The organism is Aquimarina sp. U1-2, from assembly GCF_017897595.1.
Lineage (GTDB): Bacteria > Bacteroidota > Bacteroidia > Flavobacteriales > Flavobacteriaceae > Aquimarina.
The window spans coordinates 223172-236654 of the sequence record NZ_JAGKIK010000001.1; the positions used below are offsets into that span (position 1 = coordinate 223172).

The window sequence follows — 13483 nt, forward strand, 5'->3', positions numbered from 1 at the left end:
TATGATTCGGCTAACAACTAGTATACTCATTATTTTTATTCTATCATCCTTAGGATTTACAGTTTCTTACCCTATAGATGGATACGAGCACACAGGCATTAAAAGGTTGTATCGTTTACATAAAATGCAACTAGACAGCATCGAAAATAGAAGAATTCCAGTAGGAGCTTATAAAAAAATGGCTGCTATAGCACTTAACTTAACATTGCGTAAAAATGATAGTTTGGGCGCGATTCTAACTGAAGATGAATTATTTGCAAAAAAAATGAATAGATTATTTCCTGGTCGAGGGTACTCTGCAACTATATTAGATATGAGTAATCCTGATAGTTTGAAATATGCAGCATTTAGAGAAAATCAGGGATACCAACCGGGTAGTGTTGGTAAACTGGCAGTTTTAAATGCTCTTTTTGTTCAACTTCAAAAACTTTGTCCAGATTCGTGGGAGGCAAGAACTGCACTACTTCGCAATAAAAGGGTTACTGCCCGATACTGGGGAACCGGTGATCATCATACAGTACCAATTTATGATATAGAAACCGATAAACTAATTAGAAGAAGAGTTAGGGCAAGCGATGAATTTTCTTTGTATGAATGGGCAGATCATATGGTATCTGTAAGTAATAATGGAGCAGCAAGCGTGGTATGGCGAGAAGCTATACTTATGGCTGCTTTTAAAGAAAAATACGAAAAGCTTACAGCCGAGGAGGCAGAACGCTATTTTAAAGAAACACCTCGCGATTCGCTAACCGATTTTGCTATTAATCTGGTAAATGAACCTTTACGGAAACTAGGTATCACCAAAGACGAATGGCGTTTAGGAAAACTTTTTACGGGTGCAGCCGGAAGATATGTAGGAAGAAAAGGAGGAAGTCTAGGTACCCCGGTTGGTTTGATGAAATATTTAGTGAAGCTTGAGCAAGGTAATGTGGTCGATCTTAACTCTAGTCTCGAGATTAAAAAAATGTTATATCTAACCGATCGTAGAATACGGTATGCCAAATCCCAGAGGCTAGACAGTGCAGCCGTTTATTTTAAATCAGGAAGTTTTTACAAATGTGACCGCGAGAAAGACCCAGATTGTTCTAGTTATGCAGGCAACGTTTTTAATTATATGAATTCTGTTATCATTGTAGAACAACCTAATAACACAAAATATATCGTATGCTTAATGACCAATGTACTAAATAAAAATTCTGCTGGTGCCCATATGTACTTGGCCTCAAAAATTGATAAAACCATTCAATCTAAAGATTGAGCCATTGATTCTACCGTAATAGTCTCGATCGCTCTTTGAGCAAATAGACGCACTTCGGCACTTTTGTGCTTGAGTAATGGTTTTATATGTGGTATACTTTTGGTATTCGAAGCATATCGCAATACATTTAAAACAGCAAGTTTTATCTGTTCTCCCCTATGCTTTAATAAATGAAGTAAACACTGATGCGCTGTCGTGAATACATGTTTTTCTAAAACTGATGTCGCTCGTATTTGATCCTCCATCAACGGTAATAATGCTGACTTTAACTTCATTTCTAGTAAATTATCCAAAAATTCTAAAGCATTTGCTTTTATTTCTTGAATTTCGCTTGACCACCCAACATAAGCCATTTCTATATCGGCATGCGTGTATTTAAGACTTAAAAGCTTAAAAATACACGAAAAGCTCTTTTTTTTATGCGCTTCGAGTATGAGTAATAAATGTTCGAGGGCGATTTGATGTTCTTGAACGAGGTCAGAATATGTTATATTAGTTTTTGAAAATGTTGTAGTGCTTTGTTCTAAGCACTGTATGGTATGAATAGTATAGGTGTAAGTTTTGATTTCTTTTAAAATCAATGCCATAACCTTTTTTTGAGGGATGGCTAAACGTTTTGTTTTTCTCTGAAGTTTGTTGAGACCTTTTGCCGCCTCTAGACGTATTAGAACATCATTGCTCTTTACTAATCTTAATAAAACCGAAACAGAATTTTGCGTCTTAAAGGCAGTTACAACCTTAGGTAAGTGTCGTTGTACTGATGTACTTAAAATCTCATTTTTATCCTGTTTTAGTATGGTTTCATTTATTTCTTGACCGTAATTTTTCAATGCACTAATCGCTTTTTTTCGATACAGTTTTTCAGTTAAGAAATAAAATAAACGCTCAACAAACATATCTTCAGAAGTTATTCCGGCGGCCTTAATAGCATGATTTACGATATAAGGATTTGTATGATTAAAATAGACCGAAATATAGGAATAGTACTGTGACATCCCAGCATAGGCAATGGTGATTAACATTTCGGCGATTTCTTCAATACGATGTTCGTTTGAAGGCATAATAAGTTCCTGAATATTATTTTTAATGCGGGCTTCAAGTTCATATTTTTTAGCTAAACGATGATTGCTCCCAGACTCTTTAGCCAAACATAATAAAGCTGCATTAGCAATATAGTCATCATCGTGATCTAAGAAAGAGGTAAAGATATCTTCGGTATCAATAGCAGTATGCTCCAGGAGATAATCCATAGCAGCGTATACGGTCTCGTCATTTTTACTAAAGATAAGTTTTTCTATTTCATCGGCTGCTGTTCCTTTATCGAATACATACAGATGCTGAATAGCCAGCCTTTTTATTTGATGAGAAGGATGATCTAGTAGATGCACTATACTTTCTTTGAAAGGTTTTATTGCTCCATGTGTTAGGTTTGTTAATACATTTATAATTTCTGATTCGGTTCCTTTATTCAATGTAGTCGTAACCAGACGTAATGTACTTTTATCATCTTTTTTCTTTTCCTTGTTGTGATTCAACGAATTTTGAATATTTAATCTAAAAGAATTAAAGTACTCTCCGCGTAATCGATAAATCAAAAGTATCCAAACAAACAGAAACAGTATTGTAATCGTGGTAATATAAGAGGAAGGAAGATCTAATTTTCGTATCACAAAAATTAGTAATACACCCGCTAATCCTGTCGCTAAACTATCTACTACTACATCGATATAAGATTTAGCCTGTTTTTTTATTCGATGAGGGATAGGCATTATTGCCAATTCTATAGAAGCTTTATTGAGTGATTGTTTTACACTACCGTCAACCCCCTTTATTAATACCATCACCCATAATTCAGGAACCATTAAAAACAATAAGCTTCCCAAAGCTATACCCAAAGGTAGAACGAGTAGTGATGAAGAAACACCCAGGAACGTGACCACCCTATTTGTTAAAAATAATTGGATACACAGGGCAATCACGCTAAACGTTGAAAACCAAAAACCAAAGAATGATGCCAAACGATCTGCATCCTGAATAACTCTATTGGCTAAATCACTAAATTGAAAATCGACCAATTTGGCAATAAATACACCTATACCGGTAATAAGTGCTAAATACGTAAGGTGTTTTGATTGTATAATTAACTTAACCGATGAACTATAACTTTTAATATCATTTCGTTGCCTCTGTTTTTTAGCATAGCTGTTTAATTTTTGAATTTTTGTTTTCCAAATAAGTACTAATAATGGAATACAGCAAAAAATTAGACTACCTGCCAAAAGTACAACATATGTATTTCCTAAACGAGAAGCGATTATAGAGGTTAAATATCCTCCAAACACACCTCCCATAATAGCGCCGGCACCAATAAATCCAAAGAGTCGTTTTGCTTCTCGCGCATTATACACCATATTGGCCAAAATCCAAAATTGAGAAGTAGTTAATACAGCAAATAGTGATACGGCTACGTAATAAAAATATAATAAGAACCCTGAAGAAATAGAGGGTGTGTTCATTAAAAAGCCTAACAAAAGAAATAAAAAACTAAATAATGATAAACTTAACGTATTAATGATTTTAATAGAAAATCTATGAATGGTTTTGTTGTAAAAATAAGAACTTAGTATTGCTGCAAAAGCGACTAGAATATAAGCATTTGGTAATTGATCCCCACCTAGCTCTGAAAGAAAAATAGCATTAACAGTAGGTTTAATTAATAGCAATGCAGTAATAATTAAAAAAATATAGAACTGCATTAAAAAAGAGATGTAAATTTCACCATCTCTTATATTAAAAACTTTTTTAAATAAGCCCTTTAGCATAGGGCTAATATATTATCTTGACACCATTAAACGTGACTTTTTTAGAACTTTTTCTAGCGGAATTACTAAATCTCTTATAATCTGTTCTCCGTACGAATCTTCGATCAGGGCGACGATAATATAGCGACGTTTTGGTCCCCACACCAAAACAGAATCAGAATGATAGTTTTTCCAGGATCCTGATTTTCTATACAAATCAGCCTTTGGTGCGATTTTATCAAGAGTGTTAACGAATTTATGATGAAGTCCGGGATTTTTCATAATGTCTAACATTTGTCTCGAACGCTCGGTACTTACCAAGTTTCCCATTACCAATTGATAATAGAAACTACAAACTTGTCGCGTTGTTGCTGCATGGCTCAATCCTTTCATAGGTTCGGGATATCGTTTTCCACCTGCGGCATAGCGCTTGCCTACCCAAAGACCTCCACCCACTTCTTCATCGTACAATTTATTTTTGGATCCACGTAAAACGCTCTCAATTTTTTCATATCCTAAACGGTCGATCATACGTGTAGAAGCTTTGTTGTTTGATTTACTAATCATTAGTCGTAGATCATTCTGAATTTCTTTAGAATCTGTTAACTCTCCATTTTCTAATGCATCCATAGCTGTTAAAAGAATAGCTATTTTAGGCAAACTGGCGGCATACATCATGAAATCATCATTAAGTCCTGCATATCGTATATCATTAATATTTGATAAGTCCACAATCCCCAGAGACATTTTTTCTTTATTTACTAAAGTGTTCCATTTTGGATTAGAACAAATTTCAGTCTCTAAAATAACTTGCAACTCAGTATTCTGCAATTCTTTAATGGGCGCGATACTATCAGAAATCGATACCGGAAGAACAGGCTGAGCATAAATGTAGCATGTAATAATTGAAAAGATGAATGTAGATAATAGTTGATACTTTGTATACTGCATAGTTTTAGATTCGGGTTTAAATTACTTACTTATAATTTAACAAAATCAAGAAAGCTTGCAAATTGCAAGCCTTAAAATTTTACTAATATCTTGCTTATTGCGGTAGGCCGAAGTCAATAATGAACGATCTGAAGATAGGCCCTTAAAGATATTGTGTAATCCACTCATTTTATGCGTTAGAAAATCCCCGCCTGCCATTTTATTTAGAAAAAGGGGGCAAGTATTACGGCTTTAAACTCTTATCAACTTGCTAAAAAAATGCCAATACAGGAAATTAATCCTGTATTGGCAAAATGATCTAGTCAAGCGTAATACTGTTTCTATACAAAGTTTTTTTTCAATTGTAACACCTTTGGATGATGATGTTTTCTTTTTTCTTTATTCAATTCTTCTATAATATGAGTACCCTCTATACCTTCAAAAATTAAAAGGGTCATTAAACGAGTAGTTATCTCGAGTATATCAATAGGAATCGTTTCATTTTCAAGAACAAGAATACATTGATCAATAAGATCCTGATCGTGATCCAAACATTTGCATACTATCGGAATGTACTTTGAATTTTCTAAAGACAACTTAATATCTAAACCCTTTCGATGAATTTTACCTTTTCTAATGTAGGTGATATCCGGTTTTATTTCATTAAAGGTTAGTGCTTCTACCAATTCATTGGCATGTTTATTTCTTTCCACACTCTGGTGATTTAGAAATCTTGACAGTGCTACAATCTGAACTTCTTCTGCTGCTTCATAATACTTTTTTTCAGCAGTAAAGGTCATTTTTAATAGCTCCTGTACTTCGTGATGTTTTACTTTTGCATACATAGTATTTAATTTACGATGAACGCATGAATAACACCTGGAATCCAGCCAATAAGAGTTAACAATACACTAATTAGAAAAGTAGTTCCAAGACCGTGTTTTAAAAATACAGCTAATGGAGGTAAAAGAATGTTTAAAATAATAGTTAGTAAAGACATAATTATAAAATTAAATTTGACGATTTGTACGTTTTATATGTATAAATTGAGTTCGCTATTGTTAATCTACCCTTTCTACCTCATTATCATTTCGAAGCACATGCCTACCATTATGTAGTTTTATATATAGTGCTTTTCCGGCGGTATTATATTCTAATAACTGATTTCGGTTTCTATTTCTAGTAATTTTATATTCGTATGTTTCTTCGACAATACCATATAAAATTTGATCAGTTTCATTTTTCCATTGTACTACAGTTCCTTTCCTTATCATAACGAAATAGTATTCGACATTAATTAATCCACACGTTGTACCTCGCTTTCGCTTTTTAGAACATGATCTCCATCCTCTTGCTCGATATAAAGTGCTTTATCATTTTCTTCTCCTTTTCTAGTAACCTCAGACCCCTTTATTGTTTTAGTAACTTCTTTGGTATACGTTTCTTTTACTGTACCAGTAGCGCTTCCGTTGCCCCAGTCCCATTTTACTTTTGTTCCTTGTCGTATCATAGTTTTATTTTTTTGTACAAGTTCCAAAATTATTACATATGTGTTGAACAGTATTGGGTTAATGTTTAACTCTAATCCCTTGATAATGTTTAGGATTATGTTTAAGAAATGTTAAAAACCAAATGAGTTAATTTTAGAATTTTTTGAACTAAACAAAGCTTGTATACCAAAGTATCTTCGAGTAACATAAATCAATAAAACATGACGCTAGAATTACTCCTATTTATAATTAACACTTTTGCCATAGCCGTAGTAGCGGTTGTAGTAACAGATTTAATTAAAAAGAAAAGCAAAAACATTTTAAAGACATCTCCCAAAAAGGTTACGTATCCTGTTAGTAACAAGGAATTAAAACAGTAATACTTTTAGGAGCATGTATAGTAACTAAAAAATTATGATATGAAAACGTATTCTGAAGAAGTTGGAAACAAATTAAATGATCTCCTAGAAAAAACATATGATGCAGAGAAAGGTTTTAAAAAAGCTGCCGAAAATGTAGATCACGCAGGACTCAAAAATTACTTTAATAGAAAGGCACAAGAACGTTATGATTTTGGTCATGAATTAAAGGATGAAATCAAAGCTTTTGGTCAGGAAGTAGACAAAGGAGGAAGCATAACCGGATCGGCACATAGAACCTGGATGGATATAAAAGCAGTGTTTTCTTCAGACAATGAAGAATCAATGCTTGAAGAAGCTATAAGAGGTGAAGAAGCATCTATTGAAGAATACAATGATGTTTTGTCTGAAACGACATTACCGACCAGTACACAAACTATATTAATGCAACAAAAAAATAGAATTATGGAAGGCTTATCTTCTATTCGAAGATTAGAAGACCTTAATTAATAGGACAATACAATTTATTTTCCAAAAAAAGATCATTCAGAGCGCGCACTAAACAACGCAAAAGTCTTAACGGGGGTTAATAAAGGACTTTTCTGAATGGTCTTTTTTGTTTTCAATAGTTACCGAAGCAAGTAAAAGACCAGGTTATTAAAGGCTTTGAAATTGAGCACTTTTCATTGTAAACATACATTTGCGCACAAAATATCATCGAAAAAAATTACTTAGCTACCAATCACAAGCTATTTTCTACCTAAAAACTTATTCATTGACATAAATTTTTTACGTCTAAAGGCAAGATAATCAACCGCAATTTGACTGTAAATTCAAAACAAAGAAATGGTTTAAGTTGAATACTATTTGATTACTCCTCAGTTTGAGAAGCTTCCTGTGCATCTTTAAAATTTATAGAATCATCTGTCATCCCCTTAAAGGCTTGTATCCACGCATTTTCGAAAATATTGAATATGGTTGCCCAAATATCACTTTGAATATCGTTAAGATCACCCTCTAGCGGTACTTTGGTAGCCAAGGTATTATTTTTATGATTTTTTAGGATAAACTTAAAAAATCCTACAAATCCTTCCCATAGTGTATCCAAAAAGCCGTCTTCTTTACCAATAAGTTCAGCATCGACAAGCATAGGCTTTATATACCCTTTTAAAAACCCATCAGCAATAGCTACCTCACTATAGATGTTATATGTGCCATTTTTAAAATCTATCCCCGCATAATGTTGTGTAAAATCGTTTAAAGAAGTGGCATTTGCTTTTTCTAAAGCAAATGAAAGATCCATATCAGGAATTGTCTTAATCAAATCTAATTTACCATCTAGAGAAACGCTACCTTTCCCAATAGAAACTGCATTAGCAGTGATACTAGAAGGTAATTTTTGATCTGTACGAACCACGTTACGCAAATTTTGAGCCTGTAATTCAATCTGATCAAAATGAAGATCAATATTAGGTTCTGCAGATAGTTGAACGAAAGCGGCTTTGCCATTATGAACCTGTAGTGTATTGATATCAATAGGAACTAGATCTGTAAGTGCTTTGGTCCAATCATCTAAATCAGGATCTTCTGTATTTTGTTTTTCTTGATCTTCAAAAATATAGGTTACTTTGGGTCTGTTCATTACAATTTCACTTACTATTTTTCCATCAAACAGGGATTCCCATTCTATAGAAATATCGGTCTTTTTGAAATCTAAAAACGGAATTTGAGAGCCTGCATCTACTTTATTCAAATATAAGTTATCGATTATGTAAGCCCCCCGCCATAAAGAAATGTCTATATCTTCTACCTGTCCATAGTATCCCGGAATGGTAGCCAATACATTATTTACATATTTTTTTAAATAATAAGGCAACAACATTCTGCCAATAATTAAAAGCAAAATAATTACAATCGGAATCAGAAATCGCTTTCTTTTATATATCCTCTTTTTCTTTCCTTTCATACATTTAACTATTTTTAATTTTTATGAATATCCGTAATCAATCATATCGCACTGTCTCCTCGAGCGCAGTCAAGAGGTTAGTAAATCCATCGAACTTAGAATCAGGTCTCGACTGCGCTCAACCAGACGTTAGAATTAATTTTATGATGCATATCGGATGTTCAATTAATTTTTAAAAAAATGAGATAATTAAAATATTTAGAACATAGGTAACCGTTACGGGGGAACTTAAAAATATAACATAGCGCTTGGTTTTGCAGCAGTTTCAAACCGCAATACCTGCCAGCCTTTTTTTAAATAAAATGGCAGGCGGGGATTTTCTAATGCACAAACCGGGTTCACTACGATAAAAAAAGGAGGTTGTAAATGACAACCTCCCTTTTTACTATAGAATTTTCAAGACTTAATTATTTTCTGCAAGAAGGCAATCTTCATACATTGCAACTTTTTGATTTAAAAGTGCTAAACCTTCTGACTGAGAAGAGTTTGGATCAATTTTCACTTTTCCTCCATCGGGCATATGTACAACGTAAAACCCATCTTCAAAAGACGAAAGTTTGATAACTTCTCCGTTTGCTTTTATAGCACTCCATGATTTATGTGAAGGACTGTACACCAAATCAAGCTTTTCTCCTTTTCTTATTCCATCTATAATATGTATTTGTAATCTGTTTTTTGTGGCAGTCATTTCAAATGTACTTCCCTCTCTTTCTACAATTTGAGTTTCGCTATCACCCTCATTCATTGCCAAAGGGTTTGAACCACTCCAAAACTCGATCACATTAAAGATAATAACATCGCCTATCATAAATAAACCATACACAGGTATGATGTTTAATCCCCAAAACACCAAGTTATTCACAAATTTGCTATCGCTTAAATCGTTGTTCCAATCTTTTAATCCATTAAAAGCGCTAAAAGAACCCAAACAACTAGTAAATAATACTGAAGCTGATAGCGCAAGGCATATTGTTAGTTTTTTCATAATAAAGAATTTTAAGTTCTTACAAAATTAATGAGAAAGTTGAGCAGCATTGACTCATTTACAAATTAAAGTGACGCATATGATATGTTATTGTTGTATACTTCAGTATGAATAAACTCTAGTGCTTGCATAGATTTAGTTGAAAGGTAAAGTGATTTATTAGTTTTAGCTACATCGTTTCAATAACTATATAGCTACACTTTTTTTATTTGCTGCTGTGTATTTAAGTTTGTATTCTTTTGGACTGCATTTGTATTTCTTTTTGAATATTTTGCAGAAATAACTTCTACTCGTCAACCCAACCGAGTAAACAATCTCAGATATGGTTAGATCTGTACTTACAATAAGCTTTTCTGCTTTTTCAAGACGTACGTTTCTTACAAAATCAGATACTGTTCTTTCAAACATAAACTTAAATCCCTCCTGCAATTTTGCTGGCGACAATCCCGACTCTAGGCATAAGCTTTTGATAGTATGCTGGATTTCAGGATGAATTTTGATAAAATCACTAATATCAGAAATCATTTTCAGTTCATTTCTTAAAAGTCCGCTAGTGTTAGAACTACTTTCGATTTCTGCATGAAATTTTTCTATATGTCGCGCCAGGATGAGATAATATCTTCCTTTTTGAGAAAGTAACTCTGAAATTTCATTAGAATGCTCGATCCCAAACAACAATTTCAGTTGTTCTGCAATTTTAAGACTGTAATTACCTAAATGAAAATGTTTTGATTTCGTTTTTATGGTATACAACAATCCCTGAAGCTTTTTATCGTAATGATTCTCTTCTTTGCTGATTTTTTCAAAATAGGAATTTTTATCTACACAAATGATGTTGAGTAGCAGATGGTTTTCCTTTTTAAGAATAATTCGACTAGATAACCCTTTGTCGCTGTGAGCCACGGCGGTTTGAAACTGCTCAATTTGAGTAAGCTCTTCATCAGATTCGAACTGATGATAGCAATTACCATCTAAACAATATAGAAATTGCAGTGATTCTGGCGCGACCGAATCTATAGGGATCTCGATATCCCTATGTAATTTTAAATCAAAATCATAAGATTGCAATCCATTTTGCAGGTTTGTATAGCGTACCTGCCCATTACCTAACTTCGGATCTAAAGTTAGCGTATGAATATCATAATTAACTGTGATACTGCCTTCCAGGTGTTCTTGAAGAACATTTAACTTGGAAGGGGTTTTTAAAATCTCATTCTGTAACTTATTCATAATGCCCCCTGTTAAGAATTTATAATTTGATTTTCAAATGATTATGTTTTAGATCGTAGTACAAAAATAACGGGTTACCGTACCTTGGCTTATCGTTATTAAGGATTTGATTATCGCTGTTGTGTCAAAATATACATAATTGGCATATTTTAACGTTCTGTTTACGGAAAGTGTTAGTAATTAAATGATTCGAGACAAACTTATAAACTGATATTTAATTACTTGCTTACGTAATTTGGAATAGCGTGTATACAAAGATTTCTAACATAGCAGATAGAGAGGTGATCGAAAGAGAATTAGGAATTTCGTATGTTTTTCCACGACTTTATTCTCCGAACACCATAATAGATGGAACTGAAGAGGCTACTTTATCAGTCATAACAACAGAGAATCCTAATCAAATTTCATATGCCATCTGGGGATTGCTTCCTAAGAGTTACGAAGGAGAATGGTCTGATTTTCAAAAAGTCTTAGATACTTTGAACGTTTACAAAGAAAACTTAAACTCAAACGGTATTTTCGAAGAGCCCTATCGTAAACGCCGATGCGTTATTATTGTTACAGGATTCTATATTTATCATTTATACCAAGGCTCTCTATATCCTTATTATGTATATTTGAGCTCTAAAAAACCATTTTATATCGCCGGAATTTATAATATTTTGAATGATGGTTTTATTACTTGCTCGATGATCATGACACAAGCATCTGGAGTTGTGAGCGAGATTCAAAACCTAAACGCAAATATGCCTGTTTTTATAGATGAGTCTTCTTATAAAAAATGGCTCGACAATGATACCCGTATTTCTGATTTAAACACTATTTTGGATTGTGAAGAGCATCTTAACCTCAAAGCGCACCCTATTGCGAAAGAGTTTTTTAGAAATGATATTTCATATGAATCTATGTTAGATCCCGTGTATTACAAAGGTATTCCTAATCCTTAATTATCGGATAATGGATTGAAATTAGTCCCCTTTACAATTTCTTTTAAACAACCTACATCAATTTTTAAAGTCATGGGTAGTATCCCATATTTTGGTCCTAAGCCATTGGTTAAAAATTGCCCTAGATATTGATGAGCTAATTGTATACTCTCAAAAATAAAGGTACCACCGATAGTCTTCGTTTCTTCGTTTGTGTAACAAAATACAGAAATTAATCCTTTGGTACTTTTCAACACATCTTTTCTATCCTCTGATATTTCATTTAGTCTGTCAATAGATAAATTTGATTTAAATTTCAAATTGACAATAGCTTTTTGGGTATTCATTAAATGTAATAAAATTTAGATTTGGGTATTAAATTTTTGGAATCATATCCCTACGTTAAAAGAATAGTATAACTCTCTTTGCAAACTTAGCGTAGAAATCATAAAAAAAATGAATGCAAAGAAATATATAGTGCACTCCATTACTTATTAAGCTTTTACTTTTTTACGATAATCTGTAGGTAAAATACCATAGCGCTCAAAAAAGATTTTTGAAAAGTAACTTCTACTTTTGAATCCTATATTATATACGATTTCTGAAATAGAATAATTTGTGCTCTTGATAAAGTCTCTGGCAATTTCTAATTTTAACTGACGAACATATTCGTTAACAGATTTAGAATACAATACTCTAAATCCTAATTGCAACTTTTTTGGACTAAGGCCTGCTTTTGTAGCTAGCGAACTCACCGATAGAGGTTCAGAAATATTATCGATAATATATCCCGATAGATTATGGATCTTTTTAATATCCTCTTTAGATAAAGATTCTGGCAATGCCAATCCATTTTCATAATTATTATGTTCTAGAATCTGCATTGCCAAAATCAGATTGAGCTGCCCCTCTATGGATAATGTTCTTACCATACCACTATCATGACTATTCTGCAATTGCTTGATTTGATCTGCAATCTTCAAGTTAAAATTGCCATAATGCTTATATGTGGAGTTATCGTTGTTTTCTGTAAAAGCCGAAAATAAACTCTTACTTAAATAGGATAAATTATTATTCTTTTTCTTGACATACTCTGTAGGCAGCACATAAATAAAATTAACTTTTACAGAAGTCATCTTAGGAAAAATGTATGTTTCTTTTGAGAGTTTTTTGCTGGATATGATAATATTTTGATAACGCTCGAAAGTAAGTGGGCGTTCTTCATGATCATTAGTATACTCTAAACTACCTTCAGAAATGAAAATAAACTCTATAGGATTTGCATTTTTAATGTTGAACACAATTTTGGTGTCTTCAAAAAAATTAACGTCATAATCCACCAGCGAGACTCCCCAATCAAAAGCAATGGTGCGCACTACACCTTTACCCAACTCATTGTCAAACTCAAGTATATGCTCACCCCAACGCTGAGTAATATCACCCTTTAAATGGTGATTCAATTGTTTTAAAATTTCTGCACCATCTATGCTATTTATTTCAATCTTTTGCATTCTGCTACTTAATTTCAAATACTATTT

At 33.0% G+C, this 13483-nt stretch carries 15 protein-coding genes; 4 read left to right on the plus strand and 11 right to left on the minus strand.

What is annotated here, in order from left to right:
• The first annotated feature begins 1 nt into the window (after position 1).
• Positions 2 to 1258 carry a serine hydrolase gene (locus tag J8281_RS00885; RefSeq protein WP_210195705.1) on the plus strand — a complete coding sequence of 419 codons (1257 nt, stop codon included), beginning with the start codon at positions 2 to 4 and terminating at the stop codon, positions 1256 to 1258.
• On the opposite strand, the gene J8281_RS00890 is transcribed toward J8281_RS00885, so the two are convergent.
• From J8281_RS00890 to J8281_RS00915, 6 genes are all read right to left on the minus strand, one after another.
• Positions 1243 to 4014 (minus strand): Npt1/Npt2 family nucleotide transporter, encoded by a 2772-nt coding sequence (locus J8281_RS00890; RefSeq protein ID WP_246848924.1) that lies wholly within the window; start codon positions 4012 to 4014, stop codon positions 1243 to 1245. The genes J8281_RS00885 and J8281_RS00890 overlap by 16 nt on opposite strands.
• Before the next feature lie 78 nt (positions 4015 to 4092).
• Positions 4093 to 5010: a serine hydrolase gene (locus tag J8281_RS00895; RefSeq protein ID WP_210195707.1), complete on the minus strand. Its 918-nt coding sequence runs from the start codon at positions 5008 to 5010 to the stop codon at positions 4093 to 4095.
• Between the two features lie 320 nt (positions 5011 to 5330).
• Complete coding sequence (locus J8281_RS00900) at positions 5331 to 5834, minus strand: DUF2383 domain-containing protein (protein WP_210195708.1); 504 nt, start codon at positions 5832 to 5834, stop codon at positions 5331 to 5333.
• A gap of 5 nt (positions 5835 to 5839) precedes the next feature.
• Positions 5840 to 5989, minus strand: a complete 150-nt coding sequence (locus J8281_RS00905; protein ID WP_210195709.1) for a YqaE/Pmp3 family membrane protein — start codon at positions 5987 to 5989, stop codon at positions 5840 to 5842.
• A gap of 61 nt (positions 5990 to 6050) precedes the next feature.
• Entirely contained in the window at positions 6051 to 6263 is a 213-nt protein-coding gene (locus J8281_RS00910) for a hypothetical protein (RefSeq protein ID WP_210195710.1), read from the minus strand.
• A gap of 23 nt (positions 6264 to 6286) precedes the next feature.
• Positions 6287 to 6499: a DUF2945 domain-containing protein gene (locus tag J8281_RS00915; protein WP_210195711.1), complete on the minus strand. Its 213-nt coding sequence runs from the start codon at positions 6497 to 6499 to the stop codon at positions 6287 to 6289.
• A gap of 201 nt (positions 6500 to 6700) precedes the next feature.
• Between J8281_RS00915 and J8281_RS00920 the strand changes: the two genes are divergently transcribed.
• Both J8281_RS00920 and J8281_RS00925 read left to right on the plus strand, forming a co-directional pair.
• Positions 6701 to 6859: a hypothetical protein gene (locus J8281_RS00920; RefSeq protein ID WP_210195712.1), complete on the plus strand. Its 159-nt coding sequence runs from the start codon at positions 6701 to 6703 to the stop codon at positions 6857 to 6859.
• A 39-nt stretch (positions 6860 to 6898) separates the two neighbouring features.
• The gene (locus tag J8281_RS00925; protein WP_210195713.1) at positions 6899 to 7348 is read left to right on the plus strand and encodes a PA2169 family four-helix-bundle protein; all 450 of its coding nucleotides are present in this window, start codon (positions 6899 to 6901) and stop codon (positions 7346 to 7348) included.
• A 361-nt stretch (positions 7349 to 7709) separates the two neighbouring features.
• Here the strand turns inward: J8281_RS00925 and J8281_RS00930 are convergent, their stop codons facing one another.
• The 3 genes from J8281_RS00930 to J8281_RS00940 form a co-directional block, all read right to left on the minus strand.
• Positions 7710 to 8804 carry a DUF748 domain-containing protein gene (locus tag J8281_RS00930; RefSeq protein WP_210195714.1) on the minus strand — a complete coding sequence of 365 codons (1095 nt, stop codon included), beginning with the start codon at positions 8802 to 8804 and terminating at the stop codon, positions 7710 to 7712.
• A gap of 403 nt (positions 8805 to 9207) precedes the next feature.
• Positions 9208 to 9789, minus strand: a complete 582-nt coding sequence (locus tag J8281_RS00935; RefSeq protein ID WP_210195715.1) for a DUF3332 domain-containing protein — start codon at positions 9787 to 9789, stop codon at positions 9208 to 9210.
• Between the two features lie 186 nt (positions 9790 to 9975).
• The gene (locus J8281_RS00940) at positions 9976 to 11019 is read right to left on the minus strand and encodes a helix-turn-helix transcriptional regulator (RefSeq protein ID WP_210195716.1); all 1044 of its coding nucleotides are present in this window, start codon (positions 11017 to 11019) and stop codon (positions 9976 to 9978) included.
• A 245-nt stretch (positions 11020 to 11264) separates the two neighbouring features.
• On the opposite strand from J8281_RS00940, the gene J8281_RS00945 reads away from it, so the two are divergent.
• Positions 11265 to 11966 carry an SOS response-associated peptidase family protein gene (locus J8281_RS00945; protein WP_210195717.1) on the plus strand — a complete coding sequence of 234 codons (702 nt, stop codon included), beginning with the start codon at positions 11265 to 11267 and terminating at the stop codon, positions 11964 to 11966.
• Here the strand turns inward: J8281_RS00945 and J8281_RS00950 are convergent.
• Both J8281_RS00950 and J8281_RS00955 read right to left on the minus strand, forming a co-directional pair.
• On the minus strand, positions 11963 to 12292 hold the full coding sequence (locus tag J8281_RS00950; RefSeq protein ID WP_210195718.1) for a hypothetical protein: 330 nt from the start codon (positions 12290 to 12292) through the stop codon (positions 11963 to 11965). The two genes, J8281_RS00945 and J8281_RS00950, sit on opposite strands and share 4 nt — an antisense overlap.
• Before the next feature lie 147 nt (positions 12293 to 12439).
• Positions 12440 to 13456: an AraC family transcriptional regulator gene (locus J8281_RS00955; RefSeq protein WP_210195719.1), complete on the minus strand. Its 1017-nt coding sequence runs from the start codon at positions 13454 to 13456 to the stop codon at positions 12440 to 12442.
• Positions 13457 to 13483 lie beyond the last annotated feature (27 nt).

Coding starts and splice junctions, on each gene's coding strand:
- J8281_RS00885 (WP_210195705.1), top strand. CDS start 2: ATGATTCGGCTAACAACTAGTATACTCATTATTTTTATTCTATCATCC.
- J8281_RS00890 (WP_246848924.1), bottom strand. CDS start 4,014: ATGCAGTTCTATATTTTTTTAATTATTACTGCATTGCTATTAATTAAA.
- J8281_RS00895 (WP_210195707.1), bottom strand. CDS start 5,010: ATGCAGTATACAAAGTATCAACTATTATCTACATTCATCTTTTCAATT.
- J8281_RS00900 (WP_210195708.1), bottom strand. CDS start 5,834: ATGTATGCAAAAGTAAAACATCACGAAGTACAGGAGCTATTAAAAATG.
- J8281_RS00905 (WP_210195709.1), bottom strand. CDS start 5,989: ATGTCTTTACTAACTATTATTTTAAACATTCTTTTACCTCCATTAGCT.
- J8281_RS00910 (WP_210195710.1), bottom strand. CDS start 6,263: ATGATAAGGAAAGGAACTGTAGTACAATGGAAAAATGAAACTGATCAA.
- J8281_RS00915 (WP_210195711.1), bottom strand. CDS start 6,499: ATGATACGACAAGGAACAAAAGTAAAATGGGACTGGGGCAACGGAAGC.
- J8281_RS00920 (WP_210195712.1), top strand. CDS start 6,701: ATGACGCTAGAATTACTCCTATTTATAATTAACACTTTTGCCATAGCC.
- J8281_RS00925 (WP_210195713.1), top strand. CDS start 6,899: ATGAAAACGTATTCTGAAGAAGTTGGAAACAAATTAAATGATCTCCTA.
- J8281_RS00930 (WP_210195714.1), bottom strand. CDS start 8,804: ATGAAAGGAAAGAAAAAGAGGATATATAAAAGAAAGCGATTTCTGATT.
- J8281_RS00935 (WP_210195715.1), bottom strand. CDS start 9,789: ATGAAAAAACTAACAATATGCCTTGCGCTATCAGCTTCAGTATTATTT.
- J8281_RS00940 (WP_210195716.1), bottom strand. CDS start 11,019: ATGAATAAGTTACAGAATGAGATTTTAAAAACCCCTTCCAAGTTAAAT.
- J8281_RS00950 (WP_210195718.1), bottom strand. CDS start 12,292: ATGAATACCCAAAAAGCTATTGTCAATTTGAAATTTAAATCAAATTTA.
- J8281_RS00955 (WP_210195719.1), bottom strand. CDS start 13,456: ATGCAAAAGATTGAAATAAATAGCATAGATGGTGCAGAAATTTTAAAA.